The following is a 25,706-nucleotide window of genomic DNA, read 5'->3' on the forward strand; positions in this document are numbered from 1 at the left end:
GTCGTTGTCCGGTGTCAGGGTTTTCTGGCGACCACGGCGATGAGCGAGCTGCCGGCGGGGGCGGGCAGTCGGCGGGTGAGCCAGTGATCGATGCGGCTCAGCCGGTACATGAGCTGGTTGACCGGCCACGCGGGGGCCTTCACGAAGTGGCTGTGCTCCGAGGCGTCCGCCTTGAAGAGCAGCCGGCGCAGGAAGAGCGGCAGCACCGTCCACGCGTAGTAGTAGCGCACGTCCAGCACCCGCAGCCCCGCGCTCTCCAGTGCGGTGCGCAGGGAGGTGCGGGTGTAGCGCCGGAAGTGGCCGCTCAGTTCGTCGAACTCACTCCACAGGGCCATCAGCGCGGGGACGGTGATGACGCCCCGGCCGTCGGGGCCGAGCAGGGACGCCACCCGGCGCAGCGCCGCGCCCTGGTCGTCGATGTGCTCCAGCACATCGAGCATCAGCACCAGGTCGTGGTCCGCGCCGCGCGGCCGTCCCTGCGCGAAGTCCGCGACCTCTATGCGGTCGCGGCGCGGTGAATCGGGCGCCACGAGCAACCGGTCGGGCTCGATCCCCTCGACGTCGCCGAAGGGTTCCAGTCGCCGCCAGATGAACCCGTCGCCGCAGCCGACGTCGAGGATCTTCGCGCGGCGGCCGTGCCACCGGCCGTGCTTGCCGACGTAGTGCAGCACCTGGTGCTCGCGGGCGCGCCACCACCAGTGCGTGCGGTAGATCTCGCCGTAGACACCGCTGTACGCGGCGTCCATCAGGGTCGAGTCCGCTGTCGGGTCGGCCGCTGTCCCGCCCTGGTCCTGGGTTGCCGGATCCACCTTCATCAGACCTACTCCGTGGGTTCTGTCCGGCCGCCGGTGCGGGAGGCCAGATGCCGGCGCTCGAGTTCGCGTTCGGAACCGCGCAGCGAGACGATCTCCTCGAAGCTCGGCATGACCGGCTCGTCGTCACCGCCGACCAGGCTGCGGGTCACATCCGTCAACAGGGCTTTGAGAGCCACCGGGTTGCGCAGCAGCGCGTGCCCGGAGACCGCGACCTCGACGACGTTGCCCTGGTCGAGGTTGGCGGCCTCGAACGCCGTGCGCACATCGGCGATGTCGACCCAGTCGTCGTCGGTGGCGACGAAGTTGCGCACCGGGATGTTGAGCACCGACAGGGCGTCGACCGTGGCGGACAGCTCCCACCAGCCCACGACCCTGGTCTCCGCGACGATCGGACGCGGGTCCACCGAGTGCTTGTCGATCTGCACCCGGGCCGGCAGGTCGTCCAACTCCCAGTCCAGATAGTCGGTGTCGAGCACCTTGAGCAGGGTCTGCCTGCCGTTGACCACACCGAGCATCAGCGCGATGTTGTCCGCGCACTTCCTGTCCGCCGCGAGCTGCAGCACCGGCAGCGCCGAGAGGCTGGTGGCAACCATCGAGACGGACGCCACCCCCTCGCGTTCGCACACGGTGTCGACCACGGCCGTGAGGGCCTCCATCAGCTGGGTGGTGGAGTAGTCGACGATCTCGCCGTCGCTGAGCCCGACATGGTCGAGCGCGTCGAACCGGTACACCGTGGCGCCGTTGTACGTCAGCATCAGCGCGAGCACCCCGGAGCTGCGCATCCGCTGGCCGAACCCCGGCGCCATGACGACGACGGGCCCGGTGGCGTCCTTGTCCGGCGGGCTGTCCCGCCACACCGCGACGGTCCTGCCCTCCTTGGTCTTCACGTCGAAGCACTCTGTCGACATGGCTCTCCCTCCGTTGATGTGTCTCTTGTCCGTCCTGCCGGTCAGGCGGTCCGCACGGTCTCGGCGAGGCGCAGGGCGCAGCCGTGGTGGCTGGACGTCCGCATCCTGCGGTGGATGTCGACCGTGGTGCCGCCGCGCCCGCACGGGCAGGTGTCGGTCTCGGCGGTTCCGAAGTCCTCCGCCAGCAGGAAGCACGGGTAGCTGCGCGCCGTCGGGTCCAGATAGGACATGAGGCCGGGCCGCCCGGCCGGGACCGGGGCGAGATCGTGCGGGTCGCGCACGATCACCTCGACCCATGGCGGCACGTGCTTGCGGTGGTGCTCGCATTCGATGAACGCCGTGTTCAGTTCGACCTGGTTGAACACGTCGCGCACCTGGGACGCCGAGGCCAGGCCGAAGGTGTCCATCGCGAGCGAGCGCAGCTCGTCCGGGTCGAGCCTGGTGGACTCGTTCTTCTTCCAGCCGCCGCCGGTGATCACCGCCATCCGGTCGCCCGCGGACAGCTTGATGCTGTTGTCCGCCATGTGCCGCAGCAGTTCCGCCACGAACACCGGCGGGCCCGCCACACAGACGAACCGTCCGTCGGCCAGCGCGGTCCCCACGTCGCGTACGGCGTCCTGCAGCCACAGCACCCCGTCGTGGACGTAGGAGCGGGTGGCGGCGAACATCTCGACCAGGGTCATGAGGTAGCTGATCCACACGCCGTCCGCCTCATGGCGGTGCGGGCCGAGGTGCACCATCTCGCCGTCGTCGTCGAGATCGATGTCGCCGTAGAGGGTGCGCCAGATGTCTCCCTCGGGGCGCAGCGAGCCGGCGAGCCGCTCCAGGGACGGTTCGTCCCGCCAGACCCTGCTCTGGGTGCCGCTGGTGCCGCTGGACTTGAACACGTCGCAGTCCTGCGCGGGGACGCTGCGGATCTCCATCCGTTTGAACATCCGGGTGGGGAACTGCGGCACCCGCGCCAGGCCGGCCGGGTCGTCGAGGTCCGCGAGGGTGAACCCGCTCGCCTCGGCGAACCGGCGGTAGTCCGCGCTGTGCTCCAGGTGGTGGGTCACCGCCGCGGTGACGAGCCGGTGGCGCAGCGCGGTCTGGTCCGCGCTCGGCATCGCCCACCAGTCGTCGTCCTCGAAGATCAGCCGGTCGAGTTCGGCGAACTCGGTGCCGGTGAGCGGACCGGACGAACGCGGCCCGGCGCCGGTCGGAGTGGTCACGAGGTGGCCCCGTTGGGCTTCCAGCCGACGCGCGGCAGGACTTCCTCGGCGAACATGTTCATGTTCTCGAGGATCCGGCCGCGGTTGAGGGTGGCCTCCACACCGAGCTGGAAGTTGCGTACGCCGGTGACCTCCATGGTGCGGCCTATGCGGTCCACGCACTCCTCCACGCTGCCCACGATGCTGTGGTCCAGCATGTAGTTGGTGAAGTCCGCGTTGGTGCGGTCGCCGCGCAGCGCGGCGGCCTGCCACTCGCCGTACTGGAAGCGGTAGTTCGGCAGCTTCTGGAGCTGCTCCATGGTGAACGCGGCGTCGTCGTGCTCCTGCTCCCACCAGCACATGTGCTTCCAGATCTCGTCCCGCGCCTCCTGCGTGGTGTTGGCGACGTGGGCGACGGTGCACATGGCGTGCTCCACGGTGGTCGGGTCGATGCCGTGGCTCTCGGCGGTCTCGTTGTAGAGGTCGAGGATGGAGCGCATCGCCTCGTGCGTACCGATGACGGGCATGATCAGCGGCAGGCCGCGGGAGGCGGCCCACTCGATCGTCGAGGGGGACTGGCCCACGCCGTACATCGGCGGGTTCGGGCGGGTGTACTGCGTGGGGAACGGCGTCACATCGGGCAGGGTTATCTCCTGGCCGTCCCACTTGGCGCTGCCGGTCTCCCAGATGCTGCGGATGACGTCGACGTACTCGGTCTGCAGGACGTGCGACTTGGCCGGGTCCACACCGAAGGCCTCGAAGTCCTTCGGGAAGTAGCCGCGGCCCACACCCAGGATGAACCGGCCGTGGCTGAGCTGGTCGAGCATGTTGGTCTGCTCGGCGATACGGATGGGGTGGTCCAGCGGCAGGATGACCACCGCCGTGCCGACCTTGATCTGCTTGGTCTTGCCGAGCACGTAGCCGGCCATGGTCAGCGTGTTCGGGCACAGACCGTAGCGGGTGAAGTGGTGCTCGAGCAGCCACGCCGACTGGTAGCCGAGCTCGTCGGCGGCGACGGCGAAGTCGATCGAGTTGTCGAAGACCTCCGTCTCGGTCCAGTGGTCGGGGTGGGCCGTCGTGAGCATCACGCCCATGTCCATCAGTTTTCTCCTCTGATCAGTTGTCCGTTGCGAAGGCCTGGATCGGCCGTGAAGGGGCCGGATCGGCCGTGGAAAGACGGGAGTCGGATGCGGTCCGTCACATGAGCAGGTCGCGCAGACGGCGGTGCTCCAGGAACTCCGACTGGTCGATCGGTACGACCATTCCCTTGCCGTAGTCGAGCCGTGGCGCCTCGACCGAGACCATCCGGGTCATCAGCTGCAGCGGCTGGAGGCCGTCGTGGGAGCCGCCGAGCCGGAACAGGGGCGACAGCCCGGCCTCGACGAACCGGCAGGCGCCGCGCCGGGCCAGCTCGTGGCGCAGCCGTTCGTGCAGCGTCCACGGGGCCAGGCCGATGGTCTGCACCGTCGGGTCGACCCACTGCGCCACCTCGGCCAGGTCCTTGACCGGATGGATGAACACCGTGCGGGCGCTGGGCAGTTCGGTGACCGTGGCCGGGTCGGTGATCAGGATCGATCCCCAGGAGCCGGTACGGGTCCGCCGGCCGAGGAACCGCTGGGCGGCGACCTCCATCGACGCCTGTGCGGCCTCGTCGGCGGTGACCGACGTGCGCGGCAGCATGTCCTCGTAGCGCACCAGCTCGGCCTGGAGCCGGTCGGCGAACTCCTCGGGGTCGGCGTCGGTGAACACCTGGTGCGTGGAGAAGCAGGCGCGCTGTTCGTACATCGACGCGTCGTGCGCGATACCGCGGGCCGCCCGCGCCATGTCGGCGTCCTTGCCGACGACGGTGAAGCTGCGGCGCGGGCCGTAGGGGACCACTATCGCCTCGGACGAGCAGTTCCGGTAGGCCGTGTTCACCGCCTCGGCGCCGCCCCACGCGCAGATCACATCGGCGTCCGCGAGGACCTGCCGGCCCAGCTCGCTGTCCCGCTCCCAGAACACCGCGCTCACCGATCGGGTCACCGGGTGGTCGGGGTCGATGTCGGTGAAGCTCTGCGCCAGTACGACCGCGGTGACGGGCTCGCCCGCGGCGTACTTGAGCACCGAGGTGTTCTTGGTGAGCAGCGCGCGGACCAGGGAAACCGTGGTCGAGTACGGGACGTTGCCCGGCAGGATGTGCACGCTGCGCCCTCGCGGGTAGGCCCGCACCTCGGCGTCCTCACGGGGAATCCAGCGGTCCATGATCTGCCGGTGGCCCAGCTCGACGGCCACCATGTCGTGCAGGTGCCCGTGCGCCCGCAGGGTCGTCGAGATCAGATCGGCTTCGGCGTCGGCCATCTGCTGCGAGTAGCCGTGCATCCGCTTGAGCTCACGGATGTAGAGCCTGCGGCGCGCGTACTCCTCGTTGTTCCACAGGTGCCCGATCCGGTTGAGGTAGGCGACGATCTCCTGCAGCGGGGTCTCGGCGAGCTCGGTCGGAGGGTGGCGCAGCTGATCGGCGAGCGCCGGGGTCAGCAGCGGGACCGCGCTCCTCGCTCCGTTGGGGAACTCCAGCACGCGGGCGTCGCCATCGGGCTCGACGCGTCGGCCCCACACCATGAACGGATGGTTCTTCACCTTCGTCGGCGCCGGCGGCGCCAAGTGACCGGCCACAGCGGTCACACCTCCTTCGACTGACTGATGTGTGGGCCCCAGGCGCCGCGCAGCACGGAGAACGCCTCCGCCGCGGCGGTGTTGGCGTGCGCGCCGAAGAGTTCGGCCTGCAGACCGATGGCCTTGAGTGAGCGCGGGTGGGGGAAGTCCCGTAGTTCCGAGCGGTAGCAGCGCATCGCGTCGAGCTTGCGGTCCAGCGTGTCGGTGATGTCGCTGTAGAGGGCGGGCACGAAGGGGTCGCGGCCCGCGTAACCGGCGTCGGTGGCCGACAGCGTGGAGAACCCGAGCAGCCAGCGCACCGGACTCGCGTGCGGTCTGCACGCGATCATGCAGGCGCGGGCCGTCAGCTCGTGATCGACGTTGAGGTCGCCGCTGTGGTGCGTGTAGACGGTGTGCGGGGCGAGCCGTTCGACGACCGCGCCGACCTGCTGGGCGAGGGTGAGCAGCGGGTAGGTGTCGAGCTGGTTGTCGGCGAGGTCGAGCCGGTGCACCGCGGTGCTCCCCAGGGCCGCGCGGGACGCCTCCGTCTCCTGCGCCGACAGTGCCGCGCTGGCCCCGGGGTCCGGGTCGTCCGCCCGGGACGTCTTGCCCTCGGCGAGGATCAGTACGTGCACCTCGTCCCCTGCCTCGGCGTGCCGGGCCAGCGTGCCGCCCGGGCCGATCACCTCGTCGTCGGGGTGTGCGACGACGGCGAGCACCGTGCTCATGACGGGGTCCCCCTGACGATGTCGGCGCTCTCCGGCCCGCAGTTCATCAACAGATCGAGCACCGACAGGTGCGAGAGGAAGCTGTCGCCCGTCTGCGGGTAGACGGGGTGCGCGTAGTGGAAGTAGTCGATCCGGATGTCCTTCAGGCCGGCGGATTCCAGGTAGTTCGCCGCCTGCGGTCCCGCGATGAACGTGTCGGCGCCGAACGTCTCGCACAGCAGCGGGATGATCGTCTGGCGGTCGAACTCGGGCAGCTGGAGCCGGGAGATCCGGTGCACCGGGCAGTCGATCTTGAGCTGGTCGAGGCAGTAGTCGATGAACGGCAGGCACACGTCGTCGAGCGTGGCGAACTCGGTCGCGTAGTAGGCCTCCAGGAAGTCCGTGTGCAGCCGGAAGTACGGGGCCCGGCGGTAGGCCATCTGAATGGCCTTCCAGTGCCTGCGCCGCCAGCCGTCGTCGACCAGCCGCACCTCGTCGAGGGGCCGCTCGGCCCGCAGGTCCGCATGGTCGAGGGGAATGGTCAGGAGCAGTTCGCCGCCCGGGCCGCCGATCTTGTTGCGGTTGAGCATGTTCCGCCGGCCGATCCGGCTGCGGTCGTGCAGGACGAACAGGTCCGAGCGGGCGATCTTGGCGAAGTAGCCCAGCCACGGCAGATAGGCCGGCTGGTGCGCGCTGATGATCATCGTGCCTCTCCGTTCCGCCAGTGGACGACGCGTGCCGCCGCCGCGACCGCGCCCCAGCCCGTCTTGAACCTCGCGTGGCCCTCTCCGGTCGCCGCGCCGAGATCGACCGTCCGGACACCGCGCTCGGCCAGCTCGGTGACCGCCGACCAGAACGCCAGGTGACCGGCGTTGGCGGCGCGGCCGCGCTCGGAGGTCAGCTGCATGATGTGGAACGCGCCCGCCGCGCCCACCGCGAACACCGATGCCGCGTGGAGCCCGTCGTCGTCGGCGACCACCGTGGTGACGGCGTGGTCGCCGCCGACGAGGAACGCGAGGTCCGGCGCGCTCAGCGCCGACTCCACGTCATGGCGCGCCAGCGTCTGCCGGTGCAGTCGCAGCAGTTCGTCCTCGTGCCCGGGCACCGCGGCGGACGCGACGAGACCGAGTGCGCCGGCCCGCCGGACCGCCGTACGGCAGCTGCCCCTGGCCGCCTGCCACACCACCCGCGCGCCCTCGCCGAGGTCGAGGAGGTACGTGTCCCGGCCGGGCCGGGTCGGCCAGTGCCCGCTCTGCCGGTCCAGGCCCGGGAAGGCGCCCTCCGGTGGCAGGAGCGTGGTCAGTTCGGCCAGCCCCTGGTCGCGGCACACGGCCTCGGCGAGGTCCGCGAAGTCGACCGGCTCACCCCGCCGGGCGGCGGGCCCGGCCAGGGAGCCGTAGCCGTAGCAGCCGATCTGCGCCCGCCTGCCGGACACGCACAGCGGCACCAGGACCTCGTCGGACTGCCCCCACCGCACGGCCGTCGGGACGAGCCGCAGCTGTGGCGAGTCCGCGAGGCCGAGGGCGAGCCAGTGGCGCCGCGCGAACGGCAGCTCCGCCCGCGCGGCCGCCAGCCGGGCGTCCCACGCGGACTCCGACAGCACCGACACGACGGCCTTCTCCCCCGGTTCAGCCACGGCCGGCCTCCTGGTCCCGCACCGACCGGTCGGCCGCGATCATCGCTTCCACCAGCAGCCGTGCCGTGAGCCGCGGCTGCGGCTGCTTGGCCACCGTCAGCACGCGCGGCCACAGCGAGTCCGCGGCCGTCATCGGCCCCGCCGCGAACCGGGCGTACGGGGCGAGCCTGTGGAGCGGGTAGTAGTTCCATGTGCTGGGAACGCCGCGTTCGGCCAGTGCCCGGGCGAACGGGAACCGCTGTCCGGGGCGCCGGAACAGCAGCTCGACGCCCGGCCCGAGGTCGGGGTCGGCGGCGATCGGCTCACAGGTCGTCAGCTCGCCGGCCACCGCGGCGCGGACCCGTTCGTGGAGGGCCGCGGCAGCGTCCGCGACGCCGGACGCGGTCCGCAGCAGGGCGGCCGCCGACGCGATCTCCCAGCGCGACGGATCGTCCTGGCGCACCTCGCCCGCCTCGGCGGGCAGATGGTCGGCCTTGGTGTGCGACCAGCCGGGCGTGCGGGCCTCGGCCCGCCGCACCGCGGCACGGACCACACCCGGCGCGTGGGCGACGAGCCGCGAGGCCACCGCCCGCCGCAGCGGAGCCAGTTCCCCGCCGCGTCGCAGTCCTCCCCCGCCGGTGACCGGCGCCGAGGTGAGCAGCGCCCCGCCGCCGAGTCCGCCGAGCGGCTTGCCCTCGCCGAAGCTCAGCACGATGGGGCAGCCGGACTCCCGGAACCGGCGCAGCACCGAGGGCGAGACGCCGGCCTGCGCCAGGTCGAGGACCACCTGGCCGCCGCGCTCGGCGATCCGGGCCGCGTGGGCCGACCACTCGTCCAGGCCGAGCCCGTTGGTCAGCACCACCGCACGGCCGGTGAGGTCCACCGAGGTGAACGCGGGGCCCCGCTCGGGATCCGCGTCGACCAGCACCGGCCGGGCACCCGCCGCGAGGACGGCGTCCGCCACGGCGGAGCAGTTGAAGGTGGACAGCACGACCTCGTCCGCACCGGTCTGCCGCACCGCGAGTGCGAGCGCGGCGCGCCCGGTCGCGGTCAGGACGCACCGCTTCCGTCCGGTGTGCTCGCGCAGCCGGGCGGCGAGGTCCGTGCGGGCGTGCCCCGCCCGGGCCGCCGCGCCCATGGTCGCGGCCAGGCGGCCCGCGGTCATGCGGGAGGGGTGGAGATAGCCGACCGGGCGGCGCGGCGGGGGCGCGTACCACAGGTCGGACGGCTCGGTCCGGTCGAGGATCACGGTCGCCGTGCCCCCGCCTGGTCGTTCCACCGCGGCCAGTCGGTGCGCTCCAGGCGCAGCGGCAATGCGCCGCCGCCCCCGCGGACCCACTCGATCGTCTCGCGCAGTCCGGCCTCGAAGTCGCGGCTGGGCCGGTAGCCCAGCAGGGTGCGGGCCTTGGTCAGGTCGGGCTTGCGCGACTGGATGTCCGGGCCGGTGTGCGGGATGTGTTCGATCCCGGCCGGGGTTCCGCTGAGGTCGCGGGTCAGCCCGGCCAGTTCCGCCACCGTCATGTCGTTGGTGTCGTCGCCGATGTTGAAGGCCTCTCCGACGGCCTCGGGCACCTGCAGGGCGCGGATCAGGCCGGCGGCGAAGTCCTCGGCGTGGCACCAGGCCCGTGACTGCGAGCCGTCGCCGTGCACGGTGATCGGCTGCCCGGCCACGGCCTGCGCCGCCAGGACTCCGACCGCGTACGCGCCGGTCCGGTAGGGGCCGTAGACGTTGAAGGGCCGCACGATCGCGAACGGCAGGTCGTCCTCGGTGCCCCAGGCCGCGGTCATCGACTCCGCCGTGACCTTGCTGACCGCGTAGGACCAGCGCGGGTCGTCGGCGCGTACCGACAGCCACTCGTTCTCCTCCGCGCCCTTGGCGTCGCTGCCGTACACCTCGCTGGTGCTCAGCAGCAGGAAGCGGCGCAGCCGTGGATTGCGGGCGGCGTAGTCCAGGGCGACCGCGGTGCCGTCGATGTTGACCCGCAGGGTCTCGCGGGGCGCGCTGCGCACCTTGTTCACGCCGAGCAGCGCGGCGGCGTGGACCACGTGGTCGACCTCGCCGAACTCGTCGAGCGAGCCGCGCTCGGTGATGTCGGCCCGGCCGGTCTCCACGGCGGCGTCGCCCAGCAGCCCGGAGAGCCAGGCGGGCGTGCCCTCCGGTTCCCGGTTGTCGACCAGGACCACCCGGTGGCCCGAGCGGACCAGACCGGCGGCGACCCAGGTGGCCAGGAAGCCGAATCCGCCGGTGATCAACGTGCGTGGCGCGGTGTGCCGCTCGCTCATGCCCTCCCCCTCGCGTGACTCGGTCATGCCCTCCCCCTCGCGTGGGTCGATCCGTGCACGATCCCGGCGACGGCGTCGGCGACCCGGTCGCAGTCGTCGTCGGTCATCCCGCGCCACAGCGGCAGCGAGACCAGTCCGGGGAAAGCGGTGTCCACCGTGGTGAACGACGTCGTCAGCCGTGGTCCGATATCGGCGAACGCGGGCAGCCGGTGCAGCGGCGTGTAGTGCACCTGGCACCGGATCCGGCGGGAGAAGAAGGTGTCCAGCAGGTCCTTCTTGGACATTCCGAGGCCCTCGACGTCGAAGACGACGGGAAACAGATGGTGCGCGGACCCGGCGCGCCGCTGCCCCGGCACGGCGCGTACGAACGGCAGTCCGTCCAGCCGCTCGTGGTAGCGCGCGGCCAGCCGGGCGCGCTCCAGCCGGGACTCCTCCGCCCGGCCCGCCTGCACCGCGCCGACGGCCGCGTTGAACTCCGACAGGCGCAGGTTCAGTCCCGGCGCCGGGATCGAGTACGGCCATGGGTCGTGATCGCCGGTGTGCGCGTCGACCGGCGACATGTTGTGGTTGCGCAGCGCGCGCAGTTCCCGCAGCAGCGCCGGGTCCGTCGTGCTGACCGCGCCGCCCTCGCCGGCCGCGACCGGCTTGGTCGGGTGGAAGCTGAAGTACGCCGCGACGGACGTCAGCCACGAGCCCACCGGCAGGGTGCCGTCGTAGGTGCCGCCGATCGCGTGGCAGGCGTCCTCGACCAGGTCCGCGCCGTAGCGCTCGCACAGCGCCGACAGTGCGGCCATGTCGGCCGAGTGACCCGCGTAGTGAACGGGCAGCACGACGATCCTGGCGTAGTCGAGGTGCACGCGGTCCAGGAGTTCGGCGAGGCTCGCGGGGCACACGGTCAGGTCGTCGGCGATCACGTCGCACAGGGCGACGTCCCAGCCGAGCAGCTTGGCGGAGGCCGGGGCCGCTGCAAAGTTGAGCGCCGGTGACACGAGCAGCTTCGGCCCGGACACCGAACGCCCCAGCGCGTGCAGCAGTGCGAAGACCGCGCTGGTTCCGCTCGACACGGTGACCGTGGGCGCACCGGTGAGGCGCCCGAGTTCCTCCTCGAACCGCAGCACCTGGCCGCCGTTGGTCCAGAACCCGGACTCCAGGGTCGTCATCAGGGCCGCGGCTTCCTCGGCGTCCCAGTGGGGGCGGGCGTAGGGCAGTTCGGGTTCAGCCATCGGCCCTCCTCGTGCAGTCGACGCGCGCGGCCAGTTCGGGGACTGACGCCAGCCAGTCGTAGGTCGCCCAGCAGTTCTTGCGGCTCTCGTAGTCGCTCTCCTGCACCTCGAAGACGACGCCGGTCTCTCCCCCGTCGCCGGTCGCCGCGTCGAGGGCGGCGGCGAGCATGCCCGCGAGCAGGTCGGGCGAGATGTCGCCGGCCAGTGGCGGTACGCCTTCGAGGCACTGGTCCGGCCAGGTCGGCATGGCGTGCCCGGAGAAGGAGGCGAAGTGCACGTGTTTGACGGGCAGCGCGGGGAGCTCGAACGCGGACACGGGGTCCGGTCGCTGCTCCAGCCGTGCCATCGCGGTCAGCGTCGAGTACGTCACCGCCCAGTGGCAGACGTCCCAGGTGACCCCGACGCGGTCCGAGCCGAGTTCGGCGAGCGGGTCGAAGTCGGCCGGCCGTACGAAGACCGAGTCGAAGTCGATTCCCTGGGCGCCGATGACCGGTAGGTTCTCGATGCCGATCCAGATCGGCGAGTCGCCCAGGTACTCGTCGAGCTCGGCGACCCTGTCCACCACCCCGGCCCGGGTGGTGGGCAGGTCGAACGTGGGCCAGTCGGCCAGGGAGACGAACTGGTTCGCGTGCAGCACGACGCCCCGGGCACCCGTCTCGGCGGCCAGGTCGCAGAACCGGCGCAGCCGGTCGTAGACGGCTCGGTCGGCGACCCAGTCGGCGTTCTCCGTCGGGAAGTGCAGGGTCAGCGCCCGGGCTCCGAGGTCCGACGCGTGACGCAGGTTCTCGCCCAGCGTCCGCCACTGGTCCTCGTCGGCGATGTCGTCGCCGTCGAAGACATACGCCTCGAGGCCGCCGAGTTCACGGGCCCACCGGGTGTCGATCTGGCCGCGCCGCAGGCCGTCGAAGGTCAGCCGCAGCGTCGCTCGCGCTCCGCTCACAGTTGCTCGACCTCCGCGGCGTTGAGCGTGCCCCGGCAGTCGAGGATCAGGTTCGAGGAGGCGAGGACCGTGTCGTAGTCGATCTCCTCGTGGTCGGTCACCAGCAGTACGGCGTCGGCGCCGCGGCACTCCTCCGCGGTCAGCTCGACGGCGGTGAACGACTGGGAGGCCATGTCGATGCCCAGCCACGGGTCGGTGACCTTGACCGTGGTGCCCATGCTGACCAGTTCGGCGCCGATGGCGAGCGCGGGCGAGTTGCGCGAGTCCGCCACCCCCGACTTGAACGCGACTCCGAGGATGAGCACGGTCGCGCCCTGCAGACTCTTGCCCTGCCGTTCCAGGCACGTGGCCAGCCGCTGCATCACGTGCCGCGGCATCGAGTCGTTGATCTCGGCCGCCGCGTTGAGCAGTTCGCTCTTGTGCCCCGCGGAGTTCAGCGCGTGGTTGAGGTAGTGCACGTTGTTGGGCAGGCAGTGCCCGCCGACGCCCGGCCCGTGGTGGAACGGCATGTAGCCGAACGGCTTGGTCGACGCGGCGGAGATCACCTCGCGCAGACTGATGTTCATCTGCGAGGTCGCCTTGCTCAGTTCGTTGACGAAGGCGATGTTCACATAGCGGAAGGTGTTCTCCAGGAGCTTGGTGAACTCGGCCACCTCACAGCTGGAGACCGGTACGACCTCCTTGAAGACCGTCCCGTAGAAGTCGCTGATCGCGTCGAGCGACGGGGCGTCGAGGCCGGAGACCAGCTTGGGCACGTCGCAGAGCACGCTGTCGCGGCCGGGGTCGACCCGGTCCGGGCTGTAGGCGAAGAACACGTCGACGCCCGGCTTCAGTCCGGAGAGCTCCTCGAAGAGGGGCGCGATGTGCCGGCGGGTCGCGCCGGGGAAGATCGTCGACTCGATCACGATCAGGGCGCCCGGCCTCGCGACCTGGGCGATCTGCGCCAACGCCCGGTCGAGATAGGTGAGATCGGGTGTCTTCTCCTCAGTGAGCGGAGTGGGTGTGGAGATGACGTAGATGTCGACCTCCGGCACCTCGGCCAGGTCGTTCACCGGCACGTAGCGCTTGTTCTCGGTCTCTCTGCGCAGTTCCTCGTCGGTGACGTCGACGAGGTACGACCGACAGGCCCGCAGTGACTCGAACCGGGCCGGGTCTATCTCGACCGCGTAAAGGGTGTGGCCCGAGGACGCGATGGCGATGGAAAGCGGCAGACCCACGTACCCCTGCCCGATGGCTGCGACTCGCACGTTCCCCCCTTTCGTCGTAATCGGTTGTGGCAGCGCCCGGCCCCGGACGTGCCCATGGCTTCGCCCGTGGTGGACGGGCGGGTGTTCAGACCTGCTCCAGGACCGCCGCTTCGCCTTCGAACATCGGCAGCGGGGTGCTGGAGACCCGCAGCGAGCGCCTGTTGAACCGCTCGGCGGCGGCCACCGACCCCAGCGACGTGGCCGCCGCGAGACCGGCCGCCACGCGGACCCATCGCCTGCCGGACCGGGCGCCCGCGATCGCGGCCGCCGCCCCGCCGGCCAGGCCGAACCGGCTCAGCACCCCGGTCAGCGCGAGCGATCCCACCGCCTCCTCGACGTGGCCGCGCAGGCCCAGCCGGGAATCGTCGCGGTAACTCTTGGGTTTGACGTAGGAGACCGTGCGCATGCCGAGTCCGAGCGCGGCCATGATCGCGCCGACGTTGCCCTTGGTGAACGTGAGGTCGCCCAGCCTGCGGGCGACGTCCTGGCGCATGACGAAGAACGAGCTGGCGCCGTGCGGGATCGGGTGCCTGCCGAAGCGGGTCTCCAGGAAGTAGAACACCGCCTGCCCGGCCAGCAGCCGCGCCGGGTCGTCGCGCTTGCGGGTGGACGTCACCCCGAACACCGCGGCGACGTCGGGGCCTTCCTGCTCCAGCGCGGCGACCAGCTGCGGCACCACCTCGGGCGGGGTCTGCATGTCGGCGTCGAGCACGCAGACCATCGCGCCGCGTGCGGAGAGCATGCCCGCCTTGCTCGACGCGGGCTGCCCGCAGTTCGGGCGGAGCTGGACCCAGCGGAACTCCGGTGTCGTGGCCCGTAGTTCGGCCAGGATGCGCGGGGTGGCGTCCGTACTGCCGTCGTCGACGGCGAGCACCTCGAAGGAACGGCCCCAGTTCTTGCCGACCCGCACCGCCCGCTCCACGGCCTCCCGGGCTATGTCCTCCTCCTTGTACATGGGGATGACGAAGCTGAGGTCCACGCTGTCGGCCGAGTCGGTGTGCTGCTCGTTGAGTATCCGGCTCATGTTGTCCCTACGGTCGTGGCCGGCTCTGACGGCCTCTGCCATCAGGCGGCACGTATCAGGCGGATCGTTTGAACACGTATCAGGCGGATCGCTTGAAACTGATCATCATCTGGGCGGTGGGCGCGAACCTGGCGCGCGCGAAGTCGATGGCGGCGAAGAACGCGGTCAGCGGCTCGTACACCCGGTTCATGTAGGCGGGCCGCTGCGGAGTGACCTTGATCCAGCCGCGGTCGCTGAGCCACGCCATCACGCTGATCGCCCACTGGGGGGCGCCCTGGGTGTAGTAGCTGTCCGACTTGACGAGGCCCACCTCGGCGCCGAGCCGGTCGAGGCCGGGCTCGGTGAACAGGACGAAGTGCCTCGGGCAGTGCAGTCCGCCCCAGTTGCGATGGCGGAAGACACGCGCGTCGACCGTGGCGGTGTTGGGCGTCTTCATCAGCAGGACGCCGTTCTTTGACAGCAGGCCGGTCATCGCGGCCATGACCCTGCGCGGGTCGGGCACGTGCTCGATGATGCTCATCATCAGGATCAGGTCGAACGGCTCGTCCGACGTGAACTCCTCGATGGGCATGCAGTGGTAGACGTGGCCCGCCGCCTCGGCCGCCCGCGCGGCCTCCTCCTGCAGATCGACCTCGTGGGTCTCCGTGACCCGCTCGTCCGCCCGGCGCACGGTGGTGAGCAGCCAGCCGGCCCCGCCGCCGACGTCGAGCACCCGCAGTTTTTCGCCAGGTATTCCCTTGAGCACCTTGGCGAGCATGCGCACGTCGAGCCATTCCTTGACGCGCTCGGTGAAATTGGTCGACTCGGCGATGCCGCCGTACGAGTAGTAGTTCGGCGGATAGATCTCGTCGAGCCGGTCCGCGGGCGGCGAATCCAGGTACACGGCGGTGCACGACGGGCAACGTGCGTAGCTGTACTGCTTGTCGCTGGTGAAGTATTCCTTGTCGTACGCCTTGGCGAACAACTCGACCGCGGTCTCTCCGCAGACCGGGCAAGCCATCAGTTTCTCAGCCATGACGAGCCTCCCTTATCAGCGTCCTGAAGGCCGCGCCGTAGCCGGTGCGACTGGCCTCCATCTCCGCGGCGAGCGGGGTGCGGGAAAGGAACTCCCCCATCTCCGCGAAGCGGGTGTACGAGATCGCCGGATCCCAGTGGTGCAGCAGGTGCTGGTTGAAGCCGGCCGAGCCGAAGGTCCGCGACACCGGCCCCGTCCCGAACAGCCGGTTCACCGGCCCGTGCAGCTCGACCGAGAAGTCGACGTCGCAGGGGGCCTCCAGCTGCCGGTGCTCGACGATCGTCCGTACGGTCGCCAGCAGCGGGAACACCGCTCCGACCGCGATGACCCAGGTCAGCGCGCCGAGCCGGGAGCCCGCCGCGAGCAGGCCGGCGACGACCGCCGCGTGCACGACGACCGAGCGCAGCGAGGCCAGCACGCCGCTGGACGTACGCGTGGACTTCTTGTGTTTCTCGCTGTGACCCCGGTTGCGGAGCAGGACCTCCAGCACATGGATTCCGGTGACCGCCTTGAGCATGTTCAGGACGGAGAGGCACAGGTGGTAGGTGGTCTCCGTGTCCTCGTGGTCGCCGAGGTGCGCGTGGTGGGTCATGTGTGTGTAGCGGTAGTTGACGGTCGTGGAGCCGTACAGGATCCAGACGAACCAGTCACCCAGCCGGTCGTTGGTCTTGCGGCGCGACGCGAGATTGGTGTGCGCGGCCTCGTGACCGAACAGGAACAGCGAGTGCAGCCAGAAGCCGATCCAGCAGGCCGCGAGTACGACGAGCGCGGCGGTCGCCGCCGCGGGGAGCACCTGCGACGCGACGGGGACGGCGAGGGCGCCGACGGCCAGAAAGAGATGGCAGAAGCCGATGTCGCGCCACACGATTCCGTAGCGGGGCTGCAACGTCCTGCGGTAGTCGACCCACCGTACGCCGTCCTCGGAAACGATCGACGGTAAGTGCGGGGACCCCGGATTCCCTTTCCTTCGGTCCCCGCCCGTTGCCGACTCCATAAATTCTTTCCCCCCTTTGAAACCGACTGCGAATCCGACTCCGACTACGAATTCAATTCTGAACCGGCCGCGAAACCGTCCGGCGAAGATGTCCGTGCCTTGACGGCGTCCTCATCTGGGTGCAAGCACAACACGGTGGCCGTCAGGCGGCCTGAGTAGTCACTACTCATTCCCTAGCGGAATTTCGTATTCAGCCAAGCTCGCCCCTGATCGGTCATGGGCGGCTAATCTTCCTTCGACGCACACACGGGATGAACGAAGGAGTGTCATGATCCGGTTGGCCAGAGCGGCGGAACTGCCGATTCTGCAGGACATCGAGCGGGCCGCCGGAGAGGTCTTCGCCGACATCGGCATGCTCGCGGTCGCGGAGGACGCGCCGCCGTCGCTGGAGGTCCTCGGCGGGTTCGAGCGGGACGGCCGGGCCTGGGTGTGGGCGGACGACGGCGATCTGCCGGTCGCCTATCTGATCGCGGAACTGGTGGACGGCAACGGGCATGTGGAGCAGGTGTCCGTCCATCCCGACCATGCCGGCAAGCGGATCGGCAAGGCGCTCATCGAGCACGCCGAGGACTGGGCCAGGGCACAGGGCGCGCCGGCACTCACCCTCACGACCTTCACCGAGGTGGTCTGGAACGGGCCGTACTACGAGAAGCTCGGGTTCCGGCTGCTGCCCGAGTCGGAGTGGACGCCGGGGCTCCGCGAGATCCGGGCCGCTGAGGCCGCGCACGGGCTGGACAGGTGGCCGCGGGCCTGTATGCGCAAGCCGCTCTGAGTGGTCGCCACTCACCCCGCTGCTCCGTGCGTGGCACGGGGCAGCGGAGCTCGCACCGTCGGGCCCGCCGTGGTCAGGAGCTCGTCGAGCCCGCCGTGGTCAGGACTTCGGTGAGGTGGAAGGCCAGATCCAGGGACTGGGCGGGGTTCAGCCGGGGGTCGCAGACCGATCGGTAGCGGGTGGGGAGGTCGTCGAAGCCGGTGTCCGTGCCGACGCACTCCGTCACATCGTCGCCCGTCAGTTCCAGGTGGACACCGCCTGGGTGGGCGCCCTGGGCGCGGACGATCTCGAAGAAGGCGGTGAGTTCGGCCCTGACGTCGTCGAGGCGGCGGGTCTTGTGGCCGGTGGGCGCGGTGATCGTGTTGCCGTGCATCGGGTCGGAGATCCACGCCACGGCACGGCCCTCGGCCGTGACCCGCTCGACCAGGGCGGGCAGCGCGGCCCGGATACGGTCCGCGCCCATGCGCACCACCAGGGTGAGCCGGCCCGGCTCGCCCTCGGGGGACAACCGGTCGATCAGGCGCAGTAGTTCGTCCTCGGTGGCGGTCGGTCCGACCTTCACCGCGATCGGGTTGCTGATCTTGGCGAAGTACTCCACGTGCGCGCCGTCGAGCTGCCGCGTGCGTTCGCCGATCCACAGCAGATGGCCCGACGTGGCGTAGGCGCGGCCGGTGGCCGGGTCGACGCGGGTCAGCGCCGACTCGTAGTCCAGCAGCAGCCCTTCGTGCGACATGAACAGTTCGCCCGGTGTGTACCAGCCGTCGGCCCCGGTGAAGCCACCCGCGCGTTCGATCTCCTTGGCGAGCACCGCGTGGTGGGCCCGCTCCGGCGAGGCGTTCGCGAACCGCAGGACGCGCTCCAGGGCGTACGAGGGATCGGAGTGCTCCCCGCCGACGTACGCCCTGACGAGGTTCAGGGTGGCGGCGGACGCGTGGTAGACGCGGAGCATCCGGTGCGGGTCGGGGGTCCGGTCGGCCGCCGTGAACGCGTGGCCGTTGACCGCGTCGCCCCGGTAGACCGGCAGTTCCACACCGCCCCGCACCTCGGTCGGGGCCGAGCGCGGCTTGGCGTACTGTCCGGCCATGCGCGCGACCGTGACCGTCGGCAGCGACATCGCGTACCCGAAGACGGTGGCGAGTTGCTGGAGCAGGCTCGCGCTGCGGCCGATGGACGCGGCGTCGACCGCCTCCAGGGACTCGGCGCAGTCGCCGCCCTGGACGAGGAACGCCTCGCCGCGCGCGACCGCGGCCAGCCGGCCGGTGAGCCGATCGCACTCGCGCGGCACCACCAGCGGCAGGCTCGCCGAGAGCGCGGCGACCGCCGCGTCCCGTGCGACCGGGTCCGGCCACCGGGGCTGCTGCCTGGCCGGCAGCGAGCGCCGGCTCGTCTCGGCGTGCGCGGCCGGTAGGTCCGTCAGAGGCTCCGTCAAGGAGTCCGTTCCTGGGGTCACGCCGTGAGCTCCGCTCCGTGCGGCACCGGCGCGAGCGCACCGGTGACCAGGTCGTCGAGGATCGCCGAGCCGTGCCGGGTCATCACGGACTCGGGGTGGAACTGCACCGAGGTGAAGCCGGGTCCGCGCAGCGCGTGCACCTCGCCGGTGACCGGGTCGTGCGCCACCTCCACCAGGCCCGGGCACAGCGGGCTGGCCAGCAGCGCGCTGTCGGAGTGGGCGGTGAACGTGTTGTAGAAGTAGACCGGCTCCGGGGTGCCGAACAGGTCGATCGTCCGCCGCACGCCCTGGTTCGGGAAGTCCAGCCGGCGCAGCGGAAGTCCGAGCAGCCGGCAGAGGACCTGGTGGCTCAGGCACACGGAGACGAACGGGATGCGCAGGTTGAGCAGGCTGCCCGTGACCGCGCGCAGATGCGCGATCTTGGGGTGGTCGCCGTCGCGCGGGTCGCCGGGGCCGGGGCCGAGCACGACCAGGTCGTATCCGCTGACGCGGTACGGCTCGTCGAAGCGGCGGACGGTCACGTCGTAGCCGAGGCTGCGCAGTTGCAGTGCGCTCATCGCGGTGAACGTGTCCTCGGCGTCCACGATCAGCAGCTTGCCGCGCGCTCCGGATCGTACGGGGGCGGGAGCGAGCCAGAAGTCCGACAGGGGGGCGTTGCGCCGGTCCAGCGCGGCTCTGATCTGCGGATGTTCGTCGAGTCCGGCCGGACGTCCGGTGCGTGCCCCGCGGTGCAGGGCGTCGAGCAGCCCGGCGGCCTTCGCCCGGGTCTCGGCGGCCTCGCCCGCCGGGTCGGAGTCGCGTACGAGGGTGGCGCCGACGCCGATGCGCATCCGGCCCGCCGCGTCCACGTCCGCCGTCCTGATCATGATGGCCGAGTCCATGCGGCGGCGGTTCGTGGCGTCGCGGCCGATCAGGGCGGCCACGCCGGAGTAGTAACCGCGGCCCCCGGGCTCGAACTTGGCGATGACCCGGCAGGCGCTCTGCACCGGGCTGCCGGTGACCGTGGGCGCGAGCAGCGTCTCCCGCAGGATCTCCCGTACGTCGTGGTGGCTGTGCCCGACGATGCGGTACTCGGTGTGGGCTAGGTGGGCCATCTCCTTGAGGTTCGGCCCGACCACGTGCGCGTCGTCGCACACGCGGCTCATCATCTTCAGTTCCTCGTCGAGCACCATGTACAGCTCGTTGGTCTCCTTGCCGTCGGCGAGGAACTCCAGCACCGACGAGGTGGTCGGGCCGCCGTCCGGGTAGCGGTAGGTGCCGCTGATCGGGTTCATCACCGCGACGCCGTCGTCGAGGCTGACGTGCCGCTCCGGGCTCGCGCCGATGAAGGTGCGCTCTCCGGTGTGGATGAGGAACGTCCAGTACGCCCCGGGTTCGCCGCGCAGCAGCCGGCCCCACAGCGCCAGTGCCGTGCGCACCGACCAGGCGGGGATCTCGGTGAGGTAGGTGCGCTTGAGGACGAAGTTGGCTCCGGAGCCGTGCCCGATCTCCTCGGCCAGGACCCGGCGCACGAGGTCGCCGTACGCCTCGTCGTCCAGGTCGAAGCCGCCCTCGCCGGTCTCGACGGGCCACCGCAGCACCAGGTCGAGCACCTCGTCGACGGGCAGCAGCGTCTGCTCGCGCACGGACATGGCGAGGACGGGTTCGCCGTCGTCGTGGTGGTCGTAGCCGCGCTCGCCGATCACCCGGTACGGCAGCACGGCGAGCACCTCGTGGGTGCCGGCCCGGCCCAGGTCGGGGACGGGCAGCTCGGCGGTGCCGGCCACCTCGGTGAAGTCGCCGGTCAGCAGGTCGATCCGGCCGGGGGTGCCGCTCTCGGGGCGGTGGAGCACCGCGAAGGGGCGTCCGGAGTCGGCGAGTTCCGCCAGTCCGATCATGAGGGGTCTCCTACGGGCGCGAGGGCAGCCGCCGGGAGCGCCTGGAGCACCGTGGCGGTCGGCAGGGTCATGGCGCACCGAGTCGCCGCGTACTGGAGGGCCATCCGGTGGAACTCGGGCGTGAAGTCGGCGACCGCGTCGGCCACGACGAAGGGCTGGACGTCGTGCGCGAACGCGTCGCAGGCGGTGAGCAGGATCCCCACATGGGCGTAGACCCCGCAGATCACCAGCTGGTCGCGGCCCTGTTCGCGGAGCAGGTCGACCAGGCCGGTGCGGTGGAAGGCACTGGCCCGCCACTTGGTCAGGACGGTGTCGTGCCCGCCGGGCGCGATCGCCTCGGGGATGCCGCGGTCCGCCGGGTCCGCGGACATGCCGGCTCCCCAGAAGTCCTTGAGCAGTCCGCGCTGCTCGGGTGTCATGCCGCCGGGCTGCGCCGTGTACACGACGGGGACGCCGGCCTCGGCGCACCGCTCGCGCAACGCGGTGACATTGGCCAGCAGGTCGGTACGCGGCTGGGCGGCCCCGGCGAAGGGGGCGAGGAAGTAGTGCTGCATGTCGTGCACCAGCAGCACCGCCCGGCTCGGGTCGACCGTCCAGGTGGCGGTGTTCACCGGCAGTTCGGTGGGGTGAGGCATCTGGTACGGGTCGATCGGTGCGATCGCCACGTCGCGGTTCCTTTCACGGGTCGGGGACGTTCGGCGCCGTGCGGGCGCGGACGGTGACGTTCGCCGTGTGGGGCAGCGGTCGTCGTGCGGCTGGGGCGTGAGCGGCCACCGGTGGGGCGGCGGTCGCACGACGGGGGGCCGTGGGCCGTCGGCGGGGTGCCCTGGGCCCGGGGTTCAGACGCCCAGTGCCGCTCCGCCGTCCACGGTCAGTTCGTGCATCGTGATGTGGGCGGCCCGGTCCGACAGCAGGAACAGGACCGCGTCGGCGATGTGGGCGGGCTCGGCGATACGGCCGAGGGGGATGCCCAGGCGGTAGGCGTCCGGGACGCCCGCGACGGAGGCGCGTTCGGCCGCGTCGCCCTGGAGGGCCGTCAGCATCGGGGTGCGGGTGGAGCCGGGGGCGACCACGTTGCAGCGGATGCCCTGGCCGGCCAGTTCCAGGCCCAGGCACTTGGTGAACATGGCGGAGGCCGCCTTGGACGCGGCGTACGCGGACATCGCCACCCGGGGCGTGAACGCCGCGTTGGACGCGACCGTCACGATCGAGCCCCGGCCACGCGGTGCCATGCGGCGGGCGACGGACCGGCTGACGTGGAACACCCCGCTCGCGTTGACGGCGAACGTGATGTCCCACTCCTCGTCGGTGAGTTCGCTGGCCGTTCCGCTGCGCAGCACACCCGCCGCGTTCACCAGGTGGGTGATCGGCCCCAGTTCGGCCTCCACCTTGGCGATCGCCGCGTCCACGTCGGCGCTGTCCGCGACGTCCACGGCGACCGCGAGCACCCGGTCGCCGTGCTCCTCCAGGGCTGCCGCCAGCTGCCACAGCGCCGTGATGTCCCGGTCGAGCAGCGCCACCGGGATGCCGGTGGCCACGAGCGCCCGTACGGTCTCGGCGCCGATGCCGCCCGCCGCCCCGGTCACCACGGCCACCCCGGACAGCTCGTGCGAGGGCGCGGCCGGTCCAGTGCGTACGGCCGGGGCGGTCATCGGGTCACCTGCCCGAGGACGCGCCCGACCACCTCGTCGGGGATCCGCAGCGTGCGGGTCGTGAAGCCGCGCAGCGCCTCCAGGTAGCGGTCCTGCAGCGCAGCCTCGTCGACCTCCACTCCCCTGCCGCCGCGCAGCAGGGTACGGCCGCCGACGATCACCGTGTCCACGTCCGCGGACCCGGCCAGCCACAGGAAGCTCTCCAGCGGTCGCGGGTTGAGCAGGTAGCGCCAGTCGTCGGCCGGGATCAGCAGCAGGTCGGCCTGTTTGCCGGGCTCCAGGCTGCCGACGGCGTCGTCCCAGCGCAGCCCCTTGGCGGCGATCCGGGTGCCCATCGCCAGCGCGTCGGTGGGCAGCACCTCGGTCTGGTCGGCGCTCATCTCGTTGTACATCTGCCAGGCGGCGCGCATCGTCTCGGCGATACCGGCGCTGGGCATCGACGAACCGTCGGTGGACAGCGACACGTCCAGTCCGGCGCGGCGCAGCGCCGGTACGACGCCGGTCTCGGTCAGTGAGGACTCGCCGGACGGGCCGTACTTGCCGGGTGAGTGGCTGATGTGGGCCCGGGCCGTGAGCATCAGCTTCTGCTCGTGCTCGTCCAGGAACCCGGCGTGGCCCGCCATCAGCCGGTCGTCCACCAGGCCGAGTTCGGCCAGCCGCCGCAGCCCCGACTCGCCGTAGTAGGTGCGCATCAGGTCGGCCTCGTTGCGCAGCGCGCCCACATGCGTGGCGAAGGGCAGGTCGTGGCGGGCGACCAGCTCGGCCATGCCCCGGGCCAGTTCGTCCGTCATGTTGGTGACGTAGGCGATGCTCGGCCGGCACCTCAGGCGGCCCGAGGTGTCGGCCGCGACCAGGCCGAGCAGCTCCTCGAAGCCGGCGAGGACCCCCTCGGTGTCCCGGGTGCGTACGAAGCGCGACTGCTCGGGCGGGCAGATCGCGTCGCTCGCCCAGGTGCTGGCCGAGAAGCGGATGCCGAGCCGGCGGGCCCCGGCGACCATGGACGCCGGGCGGTTGAGGGAGCCCATGTCGCCGAGGGTGGTGACGCCGCCGCGCAGCTGCGTCCACATCGAGTACTCGGCGATGGCCTGCGCCTCGTCCGGCGTCATGCCGTCGATCAGGTCGTCGAATCGGTCGAACGTGGCGGAGATCTGGTGCATGTCACCGCCGCCGCCCATGAACGCGACCTGGTCGTCACGGTCCGAGACGGGCCTGAGCGCGCCGCGCATCGGAAAGCGCATCGCGAACATCTCGTGCCAGTGCGCGTTCACGAAACCGGGCAGGACCATCATCCGGCCCGCGTCGACGGTGCGCAGCTCGGCCCGGCGGGCGGGGTCGAGGGCGGCGACCGCCGCGTCGACCTCGGCGGCGGATCCCACCGCGGCGATCTTGTCGTCGACGATCAGTACGGCGCCGCGCGCGTGCACCGACTCCTGGGCGTCGGCGGTGTAGACGGTGCCGCCGGAGATCAGCTGGACACTCATGACACCACCCCGGGCTCGGGCCGGGCGAGGGACTCGAAGTGCGCGAGCCACCCCTTCAGCGTGGGCGCGCCGACCAGCGCCTCGAAGTCGGCCGGGACGCGCTGCTTGCGCCAGCGGCTGACCAACCGCATGATCTCCAGCGAACTCAGGCCCATGACGACGAGGCTCGCGTCCGCGTCGATGTCGGCGGGCTCGACCCCGAGCACGGGCGCGAGGATCGCCCGCAGCTCCTGTTCGGTGGGTATGGGAGAGGTGTCCACGTCAGCCTTCCTGCTCGGACGCGGCGTGTGCGGCCAGCGCCTTCTTGTCGACTTTGCCGAGGGGGGTCAGGGGAAGTTCGGGCAGGTACCGCACCGCGTCGGGGAGCTTGTAGTCGGCGACGCCCCGGGCGTGCACCGACCGCTTGAGTTCGGCGAGCGGGACCTCGGCGCCGTCGGCGACGAGGTAGGCGCAGATCCGCTCGCCGAGGAACTCGTCGGGTACGCCGATCACGGCCACCGCCGCGACGGCCGGGTGGGCGAGCAGCAGGTCCTCCACCTCGCCGGCGGAGATCTTGTCGCCGCCGCGGATGATCATCTCCTTGATGCGGCCCGCGATGACCAGGTCGCCGTCCGCGGTGAGCAGGGCCAGGTCACCCGTGCGGTAGAAGCCGTCCTCGGTGAACGCCCGCTTGTTGTACTCCGGCACCCGGTAGTAGCCGCGCAGCGTGTACGGGCCGCGGGTGAGGAGTTCGCCGATCTCGCCGGCGGGCAGCTCCGCGCCGTCCTCGCCGACGATGCGGATCTCGTCGCCCTCGGAGACCGCCTTGCCCTGGGTGGTGAGCACCGAGTCGTCCGGGTCGTCCGGCCGGCTGAAGGTGAGCAGGCCCTCGGCCATGCCGAACACCTGCTGGAGCCGGGCGCCCAGAGTGGGCTGGATGCGTTCGGTGAACTCGCGCGGCATGCGCGCCCCGCCGACCTGCACCAGGCGCAGGCTGGACAGGTCGGCGTCGGTCCACTCGGCGTCGTCCAGCCACAGCGCCATGATCGAGGGCACCATCGCGGTGACGGTGGCCCCGTGCCGTTCGATCAGCGGGAAGCAGTCCGCCGGGTTGGGCGTGTCGGCGAGGATCACGGTGCCACCGGTCTGGAAGGTGCCGACCACACCGGGGCAGCCGAAGGCGAAGTTGAACTCGATGGGCAGTACGGCGAGGTAGACGTCCTCTTCGGTCAGCTCGCACACCTGGGCGGCTCGGTCGGACATGTGGACGTAGTCGTCGTGGGTCCGCGGGATCAGCTTCGGCAGAGCCGTCGTGCCGCCCGACAGCAGGAAGAACGCCACGTCCGTGGGGTCGGGCTCGGGCAACGGCTTCGCCTCGCCGGCCGCCGCCTCCAGCTCGGCCACCGACACGAAGCCCTCGGCCTTGTCGCCCAGCACGAACAGGGAGTCGAGGGTGCCGGTCGCGGCCTGGACCTGGCGGGCCAGTTCGCGGTGGTCGAAGCCCCGGTGCGTCTCGGGCACCACGTACCCGACCGCTCCGCTCAGCTCGACGAGGTGGGTGATCTCGCTGGCGCGGTGCGCGGGGAGCGAGAAGACCAGCTTGGCGCCGAGCCGCATCAGGCCGAAGGCGATCGCCACGAACTCCGGCACGTTGGGCAGCTGGACGACGACCCGGTCGCCCGGGCGCACACCGTGCGCGGCGAATCCGGCCGCCAGCCGGTCGGCCCAGCGGTCGAGTTCGGCGTAGCCGATACGGCGGTCGCCGTGCACGAGCGCGGGCTTGTCGCCGTAGCGCCGCGCGCAGTCGCGCAGCACCGTGCCGAGCGTGTCACCGCGCCAGACGCCCTGCTCGCGGTAGCGGCGGGCGACGTCCTCGGGCCAGGGGGTGCATCCGTCAAGCATC

24 protein-coding genes are annotated in these 25,706 nt (G+C 71.2%); 1 reads left to right on the top strand and 23 read right to left on the bottom strand.

The genetic code is table 11. The annotated features are described in order from the left end of the window. Positions 1–14: 14 nt before the first annotated feature. The 16 genes from SGFS_RS17780 to SGFS_RS17855 form a co-directional block, all read right to left on the bottom strand. Positions 15–815, bottom strand: a complete 801-nt coding sequence (locus tag SGFS_RS17780; RefSeq protein ID WP_286251472.1) for a class I SAM-dependent methyltransferase — start codon at positions 813–815, stop codon at positions 15–17. 5 nt (positions 816–820) lie between these two features. Then, entirely contained in the window at positions 821–1,723 is a 903-nt protein-coding gene (locus tag SGFS_RS17785; RefSeq protein WP_286251474.1) for an alpha/beta hydrolase family protein, read from the bottom strand. Between the two features lie 41 nt (positions 1,724–1,764). Continuing rightward, positions 1,765–2,934 carry a LuxE/PaaK family acyltransferase gene (locus tag SGFS_RS17790; protein WP_286251476.1) on the bottom strand — a complete coding sequence of 390 codons (1,170 nt, stop codon included), beginning with the start codon at positions 2,932–2,934 and terminating at the stop codon, positions 1,765–1,767. Then, entirely contained in the window at positions 2,931–4,013 is a 1,083-nt protein-coding gene (locus SGFS_RS17795) for an LLM class flavin-dependent oxidoreductase (RefSeq protein ID WP_286251477.1), read from the bottom strand. Before SGFS_RS17795 ends, SGFS_RS17790 begins: the two co-directional genes overlap by 4 nt. 97 nt (positions 4,014–4,110) lie before the next feature. Beyond that, positions 4,111–5,574: an aldehyde dehydrogenase family protein gene (locus tag SGFS_RS17800; RefSeq protein ID WP_286251478.1), complete on the bottom strand. Its 1,464-nt coding sequence runs from the start codon at positions 5,572–5,574 to the stop codon at positions 4,111–4,113. Continuing rightward, positions 5,571–6,272, bottom strand: coding sequence for a PIG-L deacetylase family protein (locus SGFS_RS17805; protein ID WP_286251480.1), 702 nt, complete (start codon positions 6,270–6,272; stop codon positions 5,571–5,573). Before SGFS_RS17805 ends, SGFS_RS17800 begins: the two co-directional genes overlap by 4 nt. Next, positions 6,269–6,955 (bottom strand): WbqC family protein, encoded by a 687-nt coding sequence (locus tag SGFS_RS17810; protein WP_286251482.1) that lies wholly within the window; start codon positions 6,953–6,955, stop codon positions 6,269–6,271. Before SGFS_RS17810 ends, SGFS_RS17805 begins: the two co-directional genes overlap by 4 nt. Beyond that, complete coding sequence (locus SGFS_RS17815; RefSeq protein ID WP_286251484.1) at positions 6,952–7,887, bottom strand: GNAT family N-acetyltransferase; 936 nt, start codon at positions 7,885–7,887, stop codon at positions 6,952–6,954. The genes SGFS_RS17810 and SGFS_RS17815 overlap by 4 nt, the downstream gene beginning before the upstream one ends. Then, positions 7,880–9,145, bottom strand: coding sequence for a DegT/DnrJ/EryC1/StrS family aminotransferase (locus tag SGFS_RS17820; protein ID WP_286251487.1), 1,266 nt, complete (start codon positions 9,143–9,145; stop codon positions 7,880–7,882). Before SGFS_RS17820 ends, SGFS_RS17815 begins: the two co-directional genes overlap by 8 nt. Then, positions 9,112–10,176 (bottom strand): NAD-dependent epimerase/dehydratase family protein, encoded by a 1,065-nt coding sequence (locus SGFS_RS17825; protein ID WP_286251488.1) that lies wholly within the window; start codon positions 10,174–10,176, stop codon positions 9,112–9,114. The genes SGFS_RS17820 and SGFS_RS17825 overlap by 34 nt, the downstream gene beginning before the upstream one ends. Then, the gene (locus tag SGFS_RS17830; RefSeq protein ID WP_286251489.1) at positions 10,173–11,372 is read right to left on the bottom strand and encodes a DegT/DnrJ/EryC1/StrS family aminotransferase; all 1,200 of its coding nucleotides are present in this window, start codon (positions 11,370–11,372) and stop codon (positions 10,173–10,175) included. The genes SGFS_RS17825 and SGFS_RS17830 overlap by 4 nt, the downstream gene beginning before the upstream one ends. Continuing rightward, entirely contained in the window at positions 11,365–12,312 is a 948-nt protein-coding gene (locus SGFS_RS17835) for a sugar phosphate isomerase/epimerase family protein (protein WP_286251490.1), read from the bottom strand. Before SGFS_RS17835 ends, SGFS_RS17830 begins: the two co-directional genes overlap by 8 nt. Beyond that, positions 12,309–13,559 carry a nucleotide sugar dehydrogenase gene (locus SGFS_RS17840; RefSeq protein WP_286251491.1) on the bottom strand — a complete coding sequence of 417 codons (1,251 nt, stop codon included), beginning with the start codon at positions 13,557–13,559 and terminating at the stop codon, positions 12,309–12,311. The genes SGFS_RS17835 and SGFS_RS17840 overlap by 4 nt, the downstream gene beginning before the upstream one ends. 85 nt (positions 13,560–13,644) lie before the next feature. After that, a complete protein-coding gene (locus SGFS_RS17845; RefSeq protein WP_286251492.1) occupies positions 13,645–14,583 on the bottom strand; it encodes a glycosyltransferase in 939 nt (312 codons plus the stop codon). 79 nt (positions 14,584–14,662) lie between these two features. Continuing rightward, entirely contained in the window at positions 14,663–15,598 is a 936-nt protein-coding gene (locus SGFS_RS17850) for a class I SAM-dependent methyltransferase (RefSeq protein WP_286251493.1), read from the bottom strand. After that, positions 15,591–16,484, bottom strand: coding sequence for a fatty acid desaturase (locus SGFS_RS17855; RefSeq protein ID WP_286251494.1), 894 nt, complete (start codon positions 16,482–16,484; stop codon positions 15,591–15,593). Before SGFS_RS17855 ends, SGFS_RS17850 begins: the two co-directional genes overlap by 8 nt. Positions 16,485–16,860: 376 nt before the next feature. Here SGFS_RS17855 and SGFS_RS17860 point away from each other — a divergent pair, with 376 nt between their 5' ends. Continuing rightward, positions 16,861–17,364 (top strand): GNAT family N-acetyltransferase, encoded by a 504-nt coding sequence (locus SGFS_RS17860; protein ID WP_286251496.1) that lies wholly within the window; start codon positions 16,861–16,863, stop codon positions 17,362–17,364. Between the two features lie 73 nt (positions 17,365–17,437). On the opposite strand, the gene SGFS_RS17865 is transcribed toward SGFS_RS17860, so the two are convergent. From SGFS_RS17865 to SGFS_RS17895, 7 genes are all read right to left on the bottom strand, one after another. Then, positions 17,438–18,793, bottom strand: a complete 1,356-nt coding sequence (locus SGFS_RS17865; RefSeq protein WP_286251497.1) for a 3-deoxy-7-phosphoheptulonate synthase — start codon at positions 18,791–18,793, stop codon at positions 17,438–17,440. Between the two features lie 17 nt (positions 18,794–18,810). Further along, positions 18,811–20,691 carry an anthranilate synthase family protein gene (locus SGFS_RS17870; protein ID WP_286251499.1) on the bottom strand — a complete coding sequence of 627 codons (1,881 nt, stop codon included), beginning with the start codon at positions 20,689–20,691 and terminating at the stop codon, positions 18,811–18,813. Further along, the gene (locus SGFS_RS17875) at positions 20,688–21,356 is read right to left on the bottom strand and encodes an isochorismatase family protein (RefSeq protein ID WP_286251500.1); all 669 of its coding nucleotides are present in this window, start codon (positions 21,354–21,356) and stop codon (positions 20,688–20,690) included. Before SGFS_RS17875 ends, SGFS_RS17870 begins: the two co-directional genes overlap by 4 nt. Before the next feature lie 174 nt (positions 21,357–21,530). Continuing rightward, on the bottom strand, positions 21,531–22,343 hold the full coding sequence (locus tag SGFS_RS17880; protein ID WP_286251501.1) for a 2,3-dihydro-2,3-dihydroxybenzoate dehydrogenase: 813 nt from the start codon (positions 22,341–22,343) through the stop codon (positions 21,531–21,533). Further along, positions 22,340–23,824 carry an amidohydrolase family protein gene (locus tag SGFS_RS17885; protein ID WP_286251502.1) on the bottom strand — a complete coding sequence of 495 codons (1,485 nt, stop codon included), beginning with the start codon at positions 23,822–23,824 and terminating at the stop codon, positions 22,340–22,342. The genes SGFS_RS17880 and SGFS_RS17885 overlap by 4 nt, the downstream gene beginning before the upstream one ends. Beyond that, positions 23,821–24,084, bottom strand: coding sequence for a phosphopantetheine-binding protein (locus SGFS_RS17890; RefSeq protein WP_286251503.1), 264 nt, complete (start codon positions 24,082–24,084; stop codon positions 23,821–23,823). Before SGFS_RS17890 ends, SGFS_RS17885 begins: the two co-directional genes overlap by 4 nt. Before the next feature lies 1 nt (position 24,085). Next, positions 24,086–25,705 carry a (2,3-dihydroxybenzoyl)adenylate synthase gene (locus SGFS_RS17895; RefSeq protein ID WP_286251504.1) on the bottom strand — a complete coding sequence of 540 codons (1,620 nt, stop codon included), beginning with the start codon at positions 25,703–25,705 and terminating at the stop codon, positions 24,086–24,088. Position 25,706 lies beyond the last annotated feature (1 nt).

It is taken from the genome of Streptomyces graminofaciens, from assembly GCF_030294945.1.
In the GTDB taxonomy this organism is placed as follows: domain Bacteria; phylum Actinomycetota; class Actinomycetes; order Streptomycetales; family Streptomycetaceae; genus Streptomyces; species Streptomyces graminofaciens.